Genomic DNA, 15,721 nt, shown 5'->3' on the forward strand with positions numbered 1-15,721 from the left:
ACGGGGACTCACACCGCCAGGCGGTAACCGCGCTTGACGACGGTCTCGACGACGCCCGGCCCGAGCGCGGCGCGCAGCCGGGTCACCGCCATCTCCACGGCGTGCCCGTCGCCGCCGCCGGGCAGCCCGCGCACCAGGTCGGGCTTGGCGACGACGGCGCCGGGACGGGCCGCCAGCGCCCGCAGCACCGCCATCGGTCCCGGCGGCAGCTCGACCAGGCGGCCGTCGAGGACGGCGGCGTGCCCGCGGACCTGCAGCGCGGCGTCCCCGACCCGCAGCACCGGGTCCCGCTCGGGCAGCCGGGCCACGACCTCGCGGGCCAGCGCGCCCAGCCGGGAGCGCTCGGGCTGCAGCGTCGGGATCCCCGCGGCGGTCAGCGGGCCGGCGGTGACCGGGCCGACGGCGACCGGCAGCACCCCGCCGGTCAGCGCGGCCACCAGCTCCTCCCGCCGGCCGAGCTCGGTGGCCACCGACAGCAGGCTGGCCGCGGCCGGCGCGCTGGTGAACGTCACCGCGTCGACCGCGCGCGCGGCGATCGTCCCGACCAGCCGGCGCAGCGGCGCGACGTCCTCGGGCAGCACCCACCGGTAGACCGGCACGGTCAGCACCTCGGCGCCGGTGGCGCGCAGCGCGTCGACGAAGTCCGGCAGCGGGTCGCCGTGCAGCTGGACGGCGACCCGGCGTCCCTCCAGCGGGCCCTCGGCGCCGGACAGCAGGTGCTCGAGCACCTCGGCCGAGGACTCCGACGCCGGCGACCACGCGTCGACCAGCCCGCCGCCGCGGATGGCGCCGCGCGCCTTGGGCCCGCGGGCCAGCACCCGGGCGCCGCGCAGGTGCCCGACGAGCGGCAGGTCCCACGCCTCGGCGGCCTCCAGCCACCCGCGGAACCCCACGCCCGTCGTCGCGACCACCAGGTCCACCGGCGCGGCGAGCACCCCCTCGGTGGCGGCGACCAGCTCGGCGTCGTCGGCCAGCGGCACGATCCGGATCGCCGGGGCGTAGACCACCCGGGCGCCGCGGCGGTCGAGCAGCGCGCCGAGCTCCTCCCGCCGCCGCGCGGCGGTGACCGCCACGGTGTACCCGGCCAGCGGCGCGGGGCCCGCGTCGAGCTCCGGGCCGGTCGCGCGCGCCGGGGCGTCGGGGGAGGAGGTCACCGGTCCATGGTGGCCGGTGGGCGTTGCGGTCGTGTGACGGCCCCTGCACCGCCGGCCGGCCGCGGGGGTGCGACCGGTCAGCGGGTGGCCCACGAGGCGATGAGGATGCTGGCGTCGTCCTGCAGCACCCCGCCCTGGTGGTCGAGCACCGCGCGCACCAGCCGGCGGACCGTCTCCGGCGGCGGCTGGCCGGCCGCCGCCGCCCGGGTCAGGAACTCGACCAGCCGCTGCTCGCCGAACCACCGCCCCGCGGCGTCACGCGCCTCGGTGACGCCGTCGGTGTAGAGCACCAGCGAGTCCCCGGGCTCGAGCACCTCCTCGGCGACCTCGAACTCCGCCGTCCCGAGGCCGAAGGGCACCCGCCCGCCCGCGCTGAGCTCCTTGACCACCCGCCCGCGCCGCAGCAGCAGCGGCGGCGGGTGCCCGGCGCGGACGTAGCGCAGCCGGCCGGAGGTGACGTCGAGGTGGACGAGCACCCCGGTGACGAAGGCGCTGCTGGGGAAGCTCTCGGCGATGACCTGGTCGACGGCGCAGACCTGCTCGCGGATGCCGCGGCCGGCCCGGCGCGCGCTGCGGGCGGTGGCCAGCGTGGCGGCGCTCATCAGCCCGGCGCCGAGGCCGTGCCCCATGGCGTCGAGGACGGTCATCCACACCTCGTCCTCGGCGAGGGCGTAGTCGAACGCGTCGCCGCCGACCTCGGAGCTCGGCTCGAGCAGGCCGGCCAGGACGAAGGCGTCGGTCGCGGCGGTCAGCGGCGGCAGCTGCTGCCAGACCAGCTCGGCCGACGGCGTCCGCGGCAGGCCGCGCCGGCTGCGCTCCAGCACGTCGCCGTAGACGCCCATCGAGGTGACCAGGTGGGCGACCATCGAGGCCAGCCACCAGCACTGCTCGCGCAGGCCGGGGTCCTCGAGGTCCCGGACCGTCTCCACCCGCACCTCGAGGACGCCGACCCGGTCCGCGCCGTCGAGCATCGGCACCCACAGCCGCGGCACGCCGCCGGCCTCCGACGGCAGCGGCTGCCCGTACCGGAACACCCGCCCGGCCAGCGTGCCGTCGACGGCGATCGGCTCGCCCGCCGGCCGGCCGCCGCCGGACAGCGGCACCAGCCGGCGCTGCTCGTGGTCGACGACGTGCACGGCGACGTCGACGCCGAGCACCCGCCCGGCCTGCGCGGCGAGCTGCGGCAGCCGGTCCGGCGGGGCGGCGCGGGCGGCCTCGAGCAGCTGCAGCAGCGCCGCCAGCGGCCCGGTGGTGGGCCGCGGCGGGCGCAGCGCCCGGGAGTAGGGCACCCGGCGGGCCGCGGACAGCTCGTCGAGACGCTCGTTGACCGCGACGGCCAGCAGGTCGCCGTCGACGTCGGACAGGTGCGCCAGCCCGTCCAGGTACGCCTCGACGTCGAACAGGTCGGCGTTGCCCCCGAGCTCGAAGTACCGCAGCCACAGCTGCTCGAGCGTGAGGTCGGCGTGCCGCAGCGCGGCCCGCAGCGAGGCTCGCGGGTCCGTGGCGGGGCCGTCGGCCGCGGGCATCAGCGCAGCCGGCGGACGGCGGAGTCGACGATCGCCCGGGCCGCCTGCCGCAGCGTCCCGGCGTCGCCCCCGGAGCGGGACAGCAGCATGGCCAGCGCGGTCTCCTCGCCGACGCCGTGCCGGGCCATGAGCACGCCCTTGGCGGTGCTGACGACGTCGCGGGTGGCCACCGCCAGCCGCAGGTCCTCGCTCGCCCGCCGCGCCTGCTCCCGCGCGGTGACGTGCGTGACCAGCAGCGCCGCCTGCGCCGCGGACAGGGTGAGCACCTCGGCGTCGCGGTCGGTGAAGACGCCGGGCGCGGTGCCGTAGACCTTGAGCGCGCCGACGGCGCGGTCCCCGGCCACCAGCGGGGCGCTCACGGTGGACAGCAGGCCGAGCTCGGTGGCCGCCGTCGCCCAGCGCGGCCAGCGGGGGTCGGAGCGCAGGTCGTCGGCGCGCACCAGCGTCCGGCCGGCGGCCGCGGCCAGGCACGGCCCCTCGTCGAGCTCGTACTGCAGCGCGTCGGCGCGCTCGACCAGCGGGTCGGTCGAGCCCGACGACCGCCGGCCGCCGCGGTCGACGATCGAGACGCCCGCGCCGGCCGCCGCCGGGACGGTCTGCAGGACCAGCGAGCCGACCAGGCCCAGCGCGGTGGCGACGGTCTCCTCGGACAGCAGCAGCCCCGCCACGCGGGCGGAGACGACCGACAGCTCGTCGGCCAGGGGGAGCGAACGGGTGGCGTCCTGGGACACGGGCACCTCGCGGGGACCGGCCGTGGGCGCCCCGGGTTCTCGAGGTGCCGCGGCCTGCGGACACCCAGGCTAGTGCCGGATCACCGCAGCGGCGCCGCCGTGTAGCGCGGTACCCGTGCGCCGTCGCCGGCGACCAGCCCGCGGCTGACCAGCAGCCGCAGGTGCGCGTCGGTCTCGGTGACGGCGAAGATCCGCATCCGCCGCTCGTACTGCGACCAGGGCCGCGACCACGTCAGGTGCGCGGCCAGGTCCCACGGGGTGCTCGCCGGGTGCGCCCGGACCGCGGCCAGCAGCTCGGCCAGCCGGCGCTCGTGGTGCGCGCGCAGCTCGCGGGCCCGCCCGGCCAGGCCGCGGAAGCGCCACTCGTGGCCGGGCAGGACCTCGTCGGCCTCCTCCCCGGCGACCCGCTCCAACGAGGACAGGTAGTCGCGCAGCGGGTCGGCGGCGCCGCCGGCGTGCGTCGAGACGTTCGGGCTGATGCGGGGGAGGACGTGGTCGCCGGCGAAGAACAGGCCGGTGGCCTCGTCGGCGAAGCACAGGTGCCCGGCGGTGTGCCCGGGCGTGTGCACGGCGCGCAGCGACCAGCCGGGCAGGTCCGCGCGGTCGCCGTCCTCGAGCAGCCGGTCGGGCAGCGCCAGCCGCCGCCACCGCGCGCGCTCCTCCGGCGTCCCGGCGTCCGCGCGCGCGTCCGGCTCGGGGGCGCCGAGCCCGACGAGGAAGGCGACCTCGACCTCGGTGGACTCCTCGGGGGAGCGGGCGGTGAAGACGGTCAGGTCGCGGGCGTCGGCCGGGTGCATCGCCACCCACGCGCCCGAGGCCTCCCGCACCCGGCCGGCCAGGCCCACGTGGTCCATGTGCATGTGGGTGACCAGCACGCCGCGCACGTCGGCGACGCCGGCGCCGATCCCGGCCAGCCCGGCGCACAGCGCCGCCCAGCTGTCGTCGGCGTCCCAGCCGGTGTCGACCAGCCCCAGCCCGCCGCCGGCCAACTCCAGCACGTGGGCGTTGACCCAGCGCAGCGGGCCGCCCATCGGCACCGGCACCGACCACAGGCCCGGCCGCACCCGCTCGACGGCGGGCACCGACCGCTCGCGCCACGCGGCGCGCTGCGCCTCGCCGGTCACCTCCACGCCGCTCGCGTCCACGGCCCGGCACTCTGCCAGCCCGGCCGCGCGCGCCGGGCTGGGACCATGGGGGCGTGCCGACGCCGCCCGCCACCCCTCCCCGGATCTCCGCCGTCCCCCTGCTCATGCGGGTGGTCTGCACGCTGCTCGCCGCCACGGTCGCCGTCGTCATGGTCGTCACCGCGCTCGTCACCCACCCCTCGGACGAGCTCAACCCCTTCGACGCCGCCGACCGCGTGGCCATCGCCGGGATCGGGCTGTTCGTCGGCGCGGGCATCCTGCTGCTGGGCCGGCCGCGGGTCGACGCCGACGCCTCGGGCATCCGGGTGCGCAACCTGCTCGGGCAGCGGACGCTGCCCTGGGCGGCGGTGCGCGGCGTCCGGTTCGACCGCCGGGCCTGGGTGGCCACGCTGGAGCTCGCCAACGGCGACGCGATGGCGATGACGGCGCTGCAGGCGGTCGACGGCGAGCGCGCGGCCACCGCCGTCGAGGGGCTGCGGGCGCTGCTGGCCGCCGACGTGGCCGCCCGCCCCGCGCCGGCGCACGGCCCGCTGCTGCACGAGTGAGCGCGGTCCGCGGCACCGGGAACAACGCGGGTGTCCGCGACGCTGTAGCATGGGCGTGCCTCCCCGCTACACGAGGCGCGTGAACCACTCCAGCGGCCCCGCCCCGGGCCGCTGACCAAGAGGAGCCCGCTCCCACCTGGCGCCGACGAGGCGCCCAGGTCCCCGGTTCGCGGGAATCCGGCCTGCCCCGGCCGGGATCCCGCGACGAGCCCGGCCCGGCGACGGGCCGGTGCCGCACCGGCGAGACGGGCCCTGTGAGCACCGCTCACGGGGCCCTCGCCGTCTCCGGTGCCCGGGTGGGCGCGACCTCCTCCCGTGTGACAGAGCAGAGGAGAGGCCATCACCGAGCCCCGTATCAACGACCGTATCCGCGTCCCCGAGGTCCGCCTGGTGGGCCCGGAGGGCGAGCAGGTCGGCATCGTGCCGATCGGCGAGGCGCTGCGCCTGGCGCAGGACTCCGAGCTCGACCTCGTCGAGGTCGCGCCGATGGCCCGGCCGCCGGTCGTCAAGCTGATGGACTACGGGAAGTTCAAGTACGAGTCCGCCCAGAAGGCCCGCGAGGCCCGGCGGAACCAGGCGCTCACCGTCATCAAGGAGATGCGGCTGCGCCTGAAGATCGACCCGCACGACTACGAGACCAAGAAGGGCCACGTCGAGCGCTTCCTCAAGGCGGGCGACAAGGTCAAGATCACCGTGATGTTCCGCGGTCGCGAGCAGTCGCGGCCCGAGATGGGCTACCGCCTGCTGCAGCGGCTGGCCGGCGACGTCTCCGAGCTGGGCGTCGTCGAGTCCAACCCCAAGCAGGACGGCCGCAACATGGTCATGGTGATCGCCCCGCACCGGAACCAGGCCGCGACCGACGGCGCCCGCCGTCAGGCCAAGGCCGACCGGGCCGCCGAGGGGCAGACCCCGACGGCCTGACCCGGTCGCACAGCAGGACCGCACCACCGAGACGGCCGGCGTCGTCTCGGCAGCCCCGTGCTGCCGGGCGGCGCCGACACCCACGAACAGGACGACGAGGACATGCCGAAGCAGAAGACCCACAAGGGCACCGCGAAGCGGGTGCGCGTCACGGGCACCGGCAAGATCATGCGCGAGCAGGCCAACAACCAGCACAAGTTCGAGCACAAGAGCTCGCGGCGCAAGCGCCGGCTGGAGAAGGACCAGGTCATGTCCCCGGCCGACACCAAGACCATCAAGAAGCTGCTGGGCATCTGAGCCCCCGCCTCCCGTAACCAGCAAGGAGTTCTCACGTGGCACGCGTGAAGCGGGCGGTCAACGCCCAGAAGAAGCGCCGGACGACCCTCGAGGCCGCCAGCGGGTACCGCGGTCAGCGTTCGCGCCTGTACCGCAAGGCCAAGGAGCAGATCCTCCACTCGGCCACCTACAACTACCGCGACCGCAAGGTGCGCAAGGGTGACTTCCGCAAGCTGTGGATCACCCGCATCAACGCCGCGGCGCGGCAGAACGACATGACCTACAACCGGTTCATGCAGGGCCTGAAGCTGGCCGGCATCGAGCTCGACCGCCGCGTGCTCGCCGAGCTCGCGGTCAACGAGCCGGCCGCCTTCGCCGCCCTGGTGGAGACCGCCCGGGCCGCCGTCGCCGCGGCCCCGGCCGGCGGCGAGCAGGCCGCCTGACGAACGGCCCTCCTGCCCCCCGCCCCTCGCAGGCTCGCGGCGGGACCCCGCAGGAGGGCGGTTCCAGCAAGAGCTCGACGCCGTCGGTGACCGGCCCACCAGGGCCGGCGCCGGCGGCGTCGGCGCGTGTGGGGGCCCGTGCGCCGCGCGAGACCGGCGGTCTCGTGGCCATGAGCGCCCGATGGCCACGAGACCGCCGATCTCGACGAGAGGGGACGACGTGAGCGAGCTGCTGACCGAGCGGTCCGGGCGGGTCGCCGCCGCGCGCAAGCTGACCCGGCGCGCCGGCCGCGACGCCGCGGGCGCCTTCCTCGCCGAGGGCCGCCAGGCGGTGTCCGAGGCGCTGGCGACCGCGCCGGACGACGTCCGCGAGGTGTTCGCCACCGAGGCCGCGGCCGCCGCGCACCACGACCTGCTCGCCGGCACGACCGCCCCCGTCCGGCTGGTCACCGAGAAGGCGGCGGCGGGCCTGTCCGAGACCGTGACGCCGCAGGGCCTGGTCGCCGTCTGCGCGCTGCGCGACCTGCCCGCCGGGGCCCTGACCGCCGACCCGCCGGCGCTCGCCGTCGGCCTGGCCGGCCTGGCCGACCCCGGCAACGCCGGCACCGTGCTGCGCACCGCCGACGCCTGCGGCGCCGGCGCGGTGATCTTCGGCGCCGGGTCGGCCGACCCCTACGGGGGCAAGGCCGTCCGGTCCAGCGCCGGCAGCCTGTTCCACCTCGACGTCGTCCGGGGCGCGCCGCTGGAGCCGCTGGTCGCCGGCCTGCGGGCCCGCGGGGTCACGGTCCTGGCCGCCGACGGCGGGGGCGAGGCCGCGCTCGACGAGCTCGGGGAGGCCCTCGCCGGGCCGGTGCTGTGGCTGTTCGGCAACGAGGCGCGCGGCGTGCCGCCGGAGCTGGCCGCGGCCGCCGACGCCCGGGTGCGGATCCCGATGCGCGGCCGCGCCGAGAGCCTCAACCTGGCCGCCGCCGCGGCCATCTGCCTCTACGCGACCCAGCTCGCCCAGGGCTGAGAGGCTGCCCGCGTGGACGACGCGAAGGCCGTGCTGCTGCGCCACCTCACCACCGCCCGCGAGGCGCTGCTGTGGAAGCTCGAGGGGCTGTCCGAGTACGACGTCCGCCGCCCGCTGACGGCCACCGGCACCAACCTGCTCGGCCTGGTCAAGCACCTGGCCTGCGTGGAGGCCGGCTACCTCGGCAACGTCCTGGGCCGGCCGTTCCCCGAGCCGATGGTCTGGGACGACCCGGACGCCGGCGACGACGACCTGTGGGTGCGCCCCGACGAGTCCCGCGCGGACGTCCTGGCGCTCTACGCCCGCGCCACCGCGCACGCCGACGCCACCGTCGCCGCACTGCCGCTGGACGCCACCGGCGAGGTGCCGTGGTGGCCCGAGGAGCGGCGGCACCCCACGCTGCACACGCTGCTGGTGCACGTGCTGGCCGAGGTCGCCCGCCACGCCGGGCACGCCGACGTGCTGCGCGAGGGCCTCGACGGCGCGGCCGGCCTGCGGCGGGACAACGACAACCTCACCCGCGACGGCGACGCCGACCGGGCCGCCTACGTCGCGATGGTCGAGGAGGCCGCCACGCCGTTCCGGTGAGGCGGCGCGCCGCGGCCGGTGCCGGCCGGGGGCCGATGCCTTCCCGCCACGGGCCGCGGACGGCAGGGTGCACGAGTGCGGCGTCCCCGGGGCGGCCGATGTGTCTGTGGCGGGAGGGCAGCTGTGACCGTGGGACCCAGGCAACGGCTCGACGACGACCCGCCCGCGGTTGCCGACGGACGGCGCGCCCGCTGGACCGAGCACCGCCGCGCCCGCCGGGAGGAGCTGGTCGCCGCCGCCGTCGAGGCGGTCCGCAGGGCGGGCCCGGGCTTCGCCGTGGACGACGTCGCCCGCGCCGCCGGGGTGTCCAAGACGGTCATCTACCGCTACTTCACCGACAAGGACGAGCTGGTCGACGCCGTCCTCGAGCGGATCTCCTCGGCGATCCTGCTGCCGCGGCTGCTCGGGGAGCTGGCCGCCGAGCGCCGCGACGACGTCGAGCGGCTGCGCGCGGTCATCGCCGCGTTCGTGCTGCTGGTCGAGGACGAGCCGGAGCTCTACCGCTTCGCCTACGCCTCGGCCGGCCGGGCCGGGCGCCCGGACCTGGTCGCCGCCACGGAGCGCGAGGTCGCCGGCGCGCTGGCGGCGCTGCTCGGCGAGCGGCTGGCCGCCGCGGGCCGGCCCACCGCCGCCGTGACGACGTGGGCCTACGGCGTCGTCGGCATGGTGCAGCTGGCCGCGCACTGGTGGTCGGGCACCCGTGAGGTGCCCGCCGCCGAGCTGGTCGAGCAGCTGACCGCGCTGGCCGCCGGGGGACTGGTCGGCCTGCTGCCGCCGGCCTGAACCCGACGCCCGCCGGCGCCCAGGCGGTGCGCCGTCCCCGCCCCGTGCCGGGGCGCAGCCCTACGGCAGGACCGGCTCCCGCCGCGGCACCGGCGCGGCGCCCGCGGCGGCCCGCGCGGTGGCGGCCCGGGCGGCGGCGTCGCGGGTGACCGCCTTGCGGTCGTACATGCGCAGGTCGGCGCGGTGCAGCAGGTCGGCGAACACGACGCCGTCGGTGGGGCAGACGCTGACCCCGATGCTCGCGTCGACGTGCACCTCGGTGCCGTGCAGCGGCACCGGCCGGCGGATCGAGGCGGTGAGCTCGTCGGCGACCCGCCGCGCCTCCTCCAGCGCCGTCTCCGGCCGCAGGTCCGGCAGCGCGACGAGGAACTCGTCGCCGCCGAGGCGGGCCAGCAGGTCGCGGCGGCGGACCCGGTCGCGCAGCCGGCGGGCGACCACCTGCAGCAGCTCGTCGCCGGCGGCGTGGCCGAGCCGGTCGTTGACCGCCTTGAACCCGTCGAGGTCGACGAACAGCAGGCCGAGCGCGTCGCCGCGGGCGCGGGCCTCCCAGATCGCGGCCTCCACCTGCTCCTCCAGGCGGCGCCGGTTGGGCAGCCCGGTCAGCGGGTCGGTGCAGGCCAGCTCCTGGATGCGGGCCAGCGCCGCCGACGTGCGGTCGCGCTCGCGGACCAGCGCCCGCTCGGCCTCCACGCGCGCGGTGACGTCCACCTGCACGCCGATGTACTGGACGACGGTGCCGTCGGCGTCGTGCACCGGCGCGAGGTGCAGCTCGTTCCACCACGGCGTCCGCTCGGGGCCGCGGACGTTGAGCAGCGTCTCCCGGCACGGCCGGCCGGCCCCGACCGCGGCCCGGACGCGGGAGACCGCGCCCGGGTCGGTGTCGGGGTGCTGCAGCAGCCGGCAGTTGCGGCCGAGGATCTCGTCCGAGGACAGGCCGGCCAGCTGCCGGAAGGCCTCGTTGGCGTAGACGATCGGCTGGTCGGGCAGCCGCACGTCGACCACGGTCACCCCGCTCGGCGTGGCCTCCAGGGCCCGCCGCAGCAGCACCTCCGCCTGCGTGGTGCCCACGGCCAGGCCGGCGGCCGCCGGGCTCGCCGCGGCCGCGGGACGGGGGGCCGCGGCCGCCGCGGGGAGGGCGTCCCCGGCGCGCGGGGCCACCCGGGACAGCAGCGACGACGCCGCGCGGGACACCGTGCTGCGCTCGTAGGTGAGCGCGTACTCGAAGGTGCGCTCCAGGTCCGGGCCGTCGTCGCCGAGGTCGCGGGCCAGCAGCGCGGCGCTGAAGTGCGGGGACAGGACGGCGACGTCCCACTCGCCGCGCACCGGGTCGTCCCCGGCGAGGTGCGCGCCGCGCAGACCGGGCAGCGGCTCCACCGGCAGGTCCTCGCCCAGGGCGCAGACGAAGCCGGTGCGCGCGACCAGGTCGCGGTAGCGCTGGGTGGTGGAGACGGTGAAGTGGCGGGCCTCCTGGAAGGTCGCGGCCACCACGCAGGTCTCGCCCAGGCGCATGGCCTCCCGCTCCAGCTGCTTGGACAGCTCGATGAGCAGGGCCTTGGGCGCGCGGCGCAGCGACACGTCGTCGGGCAGGCAGGCGAAGGGGGAGACCGCGCCGACCGCACCGGTGGGCCGGCCGGCGCCGGGCAGCACCAGCTCGCCGACCGGTAGCCCCGGGGCGGCGCCCGGGCCGGGGCGGCCGAAGTACCAGCCCTGGCCGAGGGTGGCGCCCAGCCCGCGGGCGTAGGCCAGGTGCCCGGCGGTCTCGATGCCCTCGGCGAGCACCACGGCGCCGCTGCGCTCGGCGTAGGCGTTGACCGCGTTCATGATCTCGGCGATCGCCGGGCCCGGGCGCTCCTGCACCAGGCGCAGGTCGAGCTTGACGACGTCGGGGCACAGCAGCGGCAGGAAGGCCAGCGACATCGACTCGGCGCCGACGTCGTCGACGGCGATCGCCCAGCCCAGCTCCCGCACCCGCTCGACGGTGCGCAGCAGCTCGGCCGGACGGGCCGCGATCGCCCGCTCGGTGATCTCCATGACCACCCGCAGGTCGCCGGGCGCGCCCTCGGCGATGGCGACGAGGTCGGCCAGCGGCGCGGTGTCGAGCACCTCGGGCTCGACGTTGACGAAGACGGTCAGCGGCGCGACCAGCCCGCCGTCGACGGCGCCCCGGAACGCGGCGGCCCGGCAGGCCTCGTCCAGCTCCGCGAGCCGGCCGGCGCCGCGGGCCGCGGCGAACAGCGCGTCCGGCCGCTCCAGCGGGCCGACCGGGCCGCGCGCGAGCGCCTCGTAGGCCACCACCCGCCCGGTGTCGATCTCGACGATGGGCTGGAAGACGCTGCGCACGCCGCGCAGCGCGCCGGCGAGGACGGGGTCGGATCCGGGCTGCGCCGGTGCCTCCTGGGGGCGGTTCACGCCCCGGTTGTCGGCACCGGACCCCCGATCCGACACCCGGCGGTCCGCCCGGGTCCCCCGGGAGGGTCAGGCGGGCAGCGCGATGAGGACGACGGCGGCCGCCGCGACGGCGAGCCCCGCCCGCTGCGCCCCGGCCAGCCGCTCGCGCAGCACCACCTGCGCCAGCACGACCGTGCTCGCCGGGTACAGCGAGGCCAGCACCCCGGTGATCGCCAGCTGCTCGCCGACCTGGGTGGCGACCAGGAACAGCGCGTTGGCCGTCATGTCGGCGACGCCGGCGAGCACCACGACCGGCAGCACCCGGCGGGACACGAGCAGCGACCGGCCCGACGCCAGCGCGAGGCCGCCGATCAGCAGCACCGACACCACGCGGGCGGCCAGCAGCGGGCTCAGTCCCGAGTCCTCGCCGGTGCGGTCCAGCAGCACGAAGAACAGCCCGAACCCGGCGCCGGCGGTCAGCGCCGGCCCGACGCTCGCCGGCCGTGCGGTGCGCAGCGAGGACAGCCCGCCCTCGGCCGCCACGAGCACCACCGCGACCAGCGCGAGCAGGATCCCCAGCGCGGCCAGGACGCCGATCCGCTCGCCGAGCAGCAGGCCGCCGACCACCGGCAGCGCCGCGGCCGCCACCGCCGTCACCGGAGCCACCACGCTCATCACCCCGGTGGCCAGCGCGCGGTAGAACAGCAGCAGCCCGGCCCCGCCGGCGACGCCCGCGGCCGCGCCCCAGCCCAGGTCGGCCGGCGTGGGGCTGCCGCCGAGCCAGGGCAGCAGCAGCACGACGGCGACCAGCCCGGCGGCCTGCGACAGCGCGACGACGGCGGCCGCGGCGGCCCGGCGGCTGGCGATCCCCCCGCAGAAGTCGGCCATCCCGTAGACGACGGCCGAGGCCAGCGCCAGCACCATCGCCATCCGGTGCGCCTCCCGTGTCCCGTCGTCCGCCGTCCCGCCGATCCTGACAGCCGCCGGCTCCCGTCCTCCCGCCGGCACCGGGACCGGCGATCTCGTGGCCATGAGCGCCCGATGGCCACGAGACCGCCGATCCCGGGGCGGGGTGGCGGCGGGCGCCCGGGCGCTCGTCGGGCGGCCGGCGGGCGGGCGTGGCAAACCCGGCAGCGGCGTCCCCGGGCCGCCGGGCAGAATGGCCTCCCGTGTCCGGCGCCAACGACCCCTACGACCCCAAGCAGGTCGCGGCCCTGTCCGCCGAGGCCCTCGACGCCGCCGTCGCCGCGGCCCGCGAGGCCTTCGCGGCAGCGGGCGACCTCGAGGCGCTGGCCGCCGTGCGCCCGGCCCACCTCGGTGACCGCGCGCCCGTGCCGCTGGCCCGCCGCGAGCTCGGCGCGCTGCCGCCGGCCGCCCGCGCCGACGCCGGCAAGCGGGTGAACGCGGCGCGGGTCGCCGTCACCGAGGCGTTCGAGGCGCGCAAGGCCGAGCTCGAGGCCGAGCGCGACGCCCGGGCGCTGGCCGAGGAGCGGGTCGACGTCACCCTGCCCTGGGACCGCACCCCGCGCGGCGCCCGCCACCCGCTGACCACGCTGCAGGAGCGGATCGCCGACGTGTTCGTCGGCATGGGCTACGAGGTGGCCGAGGGCCCCGAGCTCGAGGCCGAGTGGCTCAACTTCGACGCGCTCAACATCGGCCGCGACCACCCGGCCCGCACGATGATGGACACCCTGTTCGTCGCCCCCGGGGACTCGGGCCTGGTGCTGCGCACGCACACCAGTCCGGTGCAGGCCCGCACGCTGCTGTCGCGGACGCCGCCGGTGTACGTCGTCGCGCCCGGGCGGGTCTACCGCACCGACGAGCTCGACGCGACGCACACCCCGGTCTTCCACCAGGTCGAGGGCCTGGCCGTCGACCGCGGGCTGACCATGGCGCACCTGCGCGGCACCCTCGACCACCTGGCGCGCTCGCTGTTCGGCCCCGAGGCGGTCACCCGCTGGCGGCCCTCGTACTTCCCGTTCACCGAGCCCTCGGCGGAGTTCGACGTCTGGTTCCCCGAGCACCGCGACGGCCCGCGCTGGGTCGAGTGGGGCGGCTGCGGGATGGTGAACCCGCGGGTGCTCGTCGCCTGCGGCGTCGACCCCGAGGAGTACAGCGGCTTCGCCTTCGGCATGGGCATCGAACGGGCGCTGCAGTTCCGCTCGGGCGTCGGCGACATGCGCGACATCGTCGAGGGCGACGTCCGGTTCACGAGTGCGTTCGGAGTGGAGCTCTAGATGCGGGTCCCCGTCGGCTGGCTGGCCGAGTACGTCGACGTCCCCGCCGGGACCCCCGTCGAGGACCTCGACGCCGCCTTCGTCCGGCTGGGCCTGGAGGTCGAGGAGGTCCACACCCCGGCCGAGGTCACCGGCCCCCTCGTGGTCGGCCGGGTGCTGGAGATCGAGGAGCTCACCGGCTTCAAGAAGCCGATCCGGTGGTGCCAGGTCGACGTCGGCGAGGGCACCCCGCGGGGCATCGTCTGCGGCGCGAGCAACTTCGCGGTGGGGGACAGCGTCGTCGTCGCGCTGCCCGGCGCCGTGCTGCCCGGCGGGTTCGAGATCGCCGCGCGGAAGACCTACGACCACGTCTCCGACGGGATGATCTGCTCGGTCCGCGAGCTCGGCATCGGCGAGGACCACGCCGGGATCCTCGTGCTGGGCGAGGGCTTCGAGCCCGGCGCCGACGCCCGGCCCGTCGTGGGCCTCGACGACGTCGTCATCGAGCTCGCCGTCACCCCCGACCGCGGCTACTGCCTGGCGATGCGCGGCGTCGCCCGCGAGATGGGCACCGGCCTGGGCGTCGCGTGGCGCGACCCGGGCGCGGCGGAGGTCCCCGCCTGGTCCGGCGAGCCGGCGTGGGAGGTGACCGTCGCCGACGCCGACCGCTGCGACCGGTTCTCGATGGTCGCGCTGGAGGGCCTGGACCCGACCGCGCCCAGTCCGTGGTGGATGCGCCGCCGGCTCGCGCAGTCGGGCATCCGCTCCATCTCGCTGGCCGTCGACGTCACCAACTACGTGATGCTCGAGCTCGGCCAGCCGATGCACGCCTTCGACCGGGACGCGGTGACCGGCCCGATCGTCGTCCGGCGGGCCCGCGAGGGCGAGCGGCTGACCACCCTCGACGGCACCGACCGGCAGCTGTCCGGCGACGACCTGCTCATCACCGACGACACCGGCCCGATCGGGCTGGCCGCGGTGATGGGCGGCGCCTCGACCGAGATCGGCGACGGCACCACGAACGTGCTGCTCGAGGCCGCGCACTGGGAGCCCACCGGCGTCGCGCGCACCGCCCGCCGGCACCGGCTGCCGAGCGAGGCCGCCCGCCGCTTCGAGCGCGGTGTCGACCCGGAGATGACCGTCGCCGCGCTGGCCCGCGCCGCGCAGCTGCTGGCCGAGTACGGCGGCGCCCGCGTCGTCGGCGCGCCGGTCGACGTCGACACCCGCGCCCCCCGCCCGTCGATCGCGCTGGACGCCGCCCGGCCCGGCCGGGTCTCCGGCGTGCCCTACTCGCCGGCCCAGGTGGTCGAGCTGCTCGGCGCGGTCGGCTGCGCGGTGGAGGCCGAGGGCTCCTCGCTGACCGTCACCCCGCCGTCGTGGCGCCCGGACCTCACCGACCCGGCCGACCTGGTCGAGGAGGTCGTCCGGCTGGCCGGCTACGACGACGTCCCCTCGGTGCTGCCCACCGCCCCGCCCGGCCGCGGGCTCACCGAGACCCAGCGCCGCCGCCGGACGATCGGCCGGACGCTGGCCGAGGCCGGCTACGTCGAGGCGCCGTCCTACCCGTTCGTCGGCACCCCGGCGCTGGACGCGCTCGGCCTCGCCGAGGACGACCCGCGCCGCCGGGTCGTCCTCGTGCGCAACCCGCTGTCGGAGGAGGAGCCGGCGCTGCGCACCACGCTGCTGCCCGGCCTGCTCGCCACCCTGGCGCGCAACCTCTCCCGCGGCCGGCGCGACGTCGCCCTGTTCGAGCACGGCGCGGTCTTCCCCGGCGACCGGCGCACCCCCGCGCCGCTGCCCGGCGTCGACCGCCGGCCCGACGACGACACCCTCGCCGCCCTGCTCGGCGCGGTGCCCGACCAGCCCTGGCACGTCGCCGTGGGGGGGGGGGGGGGGGGGGGGGGGGGGGGGGGGGGGGGGGGGGGGGGGGGGGGGGGGGGGGGGGCGGGCGGGGAGGGGCCCCAACTCGTCACCTAGCAGCACCAGTCTCCGC

General features: G+C 77.6%; 15 protein-coding genes. 9 read left to right on the forward strand and 6 right to left on the reverse strand.

All coding sequences use genetic code 11. The features are described from left to right. Positions 1 to 8: 8 nt before the first annotated feature. From ACI8AA_RS21320 to ACI8AA_RS21335, 4 genes are all read right to left on the reverse strand, one after another. Positions 9 to 1,154, reverse strand: a complete 1,146-nt coding sequence (locus ACI8AA_RS21320; protein WP_457046372.1) for a uroporphyrinogen-III synthase — start codon at positions 1,152 to 1,154, stop codon at positions 9 to 11. Positions 1,155 to 1,231: 77 nt separating this feature from the next. Further along, positions 1,232 to 2,680 (reverse strand): PP2C family protein-serine/threonine phosphatase, encoded by a 1,449-nt coding sequence (locus ACI8AA_RS21325; protein ID WP_457046373.1) that lies wholly within the window; start codon positions 2,678 to 2,680, stop codon positions 1,232 to 1,234. Then, positions 2,680 to 3,411: a GAF and ANTAR domain-containing protein gene (locus tag ACI8AA_RS21330; protein WP_457046374.1), complete on the reverse strand. Its 732-nt coding sequence runs from the start codon at positions 3,409 to 3,411 to the stop codon at positions 2,680 to 2,682. Before ACI8AA_RS21330 ends, ACI8AA_RS21325 begins: the two co-directional genes overlap by 1 nt. An 80-nt stretch (positions 3,412 to 3,491) precedes the next feature. After that, complete coding sequence (locus tag ACI8AA_RS21335) at positions 3,492 to 4,556, reverse strand: MBL fold metallo-hydrolase (protein WP_457046375.1); 1,065 nt, start codon at positions 4,554 to 4,556, stop codon at positions 3,492 to 3,494. A 53-nt stretch (positions 4,557 to 4,609) separates the two neighbouring features. Here ACI8AA_RS21335 and ACI8AA_RS21340 point away from each other — a divergent pair, with 53 nt between their 5' ends. From ACI8AA_RS21340 to ACI8AA_RS21370, 7 genes are all read left to right on the forward strand, one after another. Next, positions 4,610 to 5,101, forward strand: coding sequence for a PH domain-containing protein (locus tag ACI8AA_RS21340; RefSeq protein ID WP_457046376.1), 492 nt, complete (start codon positions 4,610 to 4,612; stop codon positions 5,099 to 5,101). A gap of 390 nt (positions 5,102 to 5,491) precedes the next feature. Next, positions 5,492 to 6,022 carry a translation initiation factor IF-3 gene (infC, locus tag ACI8AA_RS21345; protein WP_387987040.1) on the forward strand — a complete coding sequence of 177 codons (531 nt, stop codon included), beginning with the start codon at positions 5,492 to 5,494 and terminating at the stop codon, positions 6,020 to 6,022. Between the two features lie 102 nt (positions 6,023 to 6,124). After that, complete coding sequence (rpmI, locus tag ACI8AA_RS21350; protein WP_456930242.1) at positions 6,125 to 6,319, forward strand: 50S ribosomal protein L35; 195 nt, start codon at positions 6,125 to 6,127, stop codon at positions 6,317 to 6,319. Between the two features lie 35 nt (positions 6,320 to 6,354). After that, the gene (rplT, locus tag ACI8AA_RS21355) at positions 6,355 to 6,741 is read left to right on the forward strand and encodes a 50S ribosomal protein L20 (RefSeq protein WP_093579784.1); all 387 of its coding nucleotides are present in this window, start codon (positions 6,355 to 6,357) and stop codon (positions 6,739 to 6,741) included. 220 nt (positions 6,742 to 6,961) lie between these two features. Then, the gene (locus ACI8AA_RS21360; protein WP_457046377.1) at positions 6,962 to 7,753 is read left to right on the forward strand and encodes a TrmH family RNA methyltransferase; all 792 of its coding nucleotides are present in this window, start codon (positions 6,962 to 6,964) and stop codon (positions 7,751 to 7,753) included. Positions 7,754 to 7,765: 12 nt separating this feature from the next. Then, positions 7,766 to 8,341: a DinB family protein gene (locus ACI8AA_RS21365; RefSeq protein WP_457046378.1), complete on the forward strand. Its 576-nt coding sequence runs from the start codon at positions 7,766 to 7,768 to the stop codon at positions 8,339 to 8,341. A 123-nt stretch (positions 8,342 to 8,464) separates the two neighbouring features. After that, positions 8,465 to 9,124 carry a TetR/AcrR family transcriptional regulator gene (locus ACI8AA_RS21370; RefSeq protein WP_457046379.1) on the forward strand — a complete coding sequence of 220 codons (660 nt, stop codon included), beginning with the start codon at positions 8,465 to 8,467 and terminating at the stop codon, positions 9,122 to 9,124. Positions 9,125 to 9,184: 60 nt separating this feature from the next. On the opposite strand, the gene ACI8AA_RS21375 is transcribed toward ACI8AA_RS21370, so the two are convergent. Together ACI8AA_RS21375 and ACI8AA_RS21380 are read right to left on the reverse strand one after the other, a co-directional pair. Beyond that, positions 9,185 to 11,533: a diguanylate cyclase domain-containing protein gene (locus ACI8AA_RS21375; protein ID WP_457046380.1), complete on the reverse strand. Its 2,349-nt coding sequence runs from the start codon at positions 11,531 to 11,533 to the stop codon at positions 9,185 to 9,187. Positions 11,534 to 11,599: 66 nt separating this feature from the next. Continuing rightward, a complete protein-coding gene (locus ACI8AA_RS21380; protein ID WP_457046381.1) occupies positions 11,600 to 12,442 on the reverse strand; it encodes an EamA family transporter in 843 nt (280 codons plus the stop codon). 239 nt (positions 12,443 to 12,681) lie between these two features. Between ACI8AA_RS21380 and pheS the strand changes: the two genes are divergently transcribed. After that, positions 12,682 to 13,749: a phenylalanine--tRNA ligase subunit alpha gene (gene pheS, locus ACI8AA_RS21385; RefSeq protein WP_457046382.1), complete on the forward strand. Its 1,068-nt coding sequence runs from the start codon at positions 12,682 to 12,684 to the stop codon at positions 13,747 to 13,749. Then, positions 13,750 to 15,705 (forward strand): phenylalanine--tRNA ligase subunit beta, encoded by a 1,956-nt coding sequence (pheT, locus tag ACI8AA_RS21390; RefSeq protein ID WP_457046383.1) that lies wholly within the window; start codon positions 13,750 to 13,752, stop codon positions 15,703 to 15,705. Positions 15,706 to 15,721 lie beyond the last annotated feature (16 nt).

The organism is Geodermatophilus sp. SYSU D01180 (genome assembly GCF_054050415.1).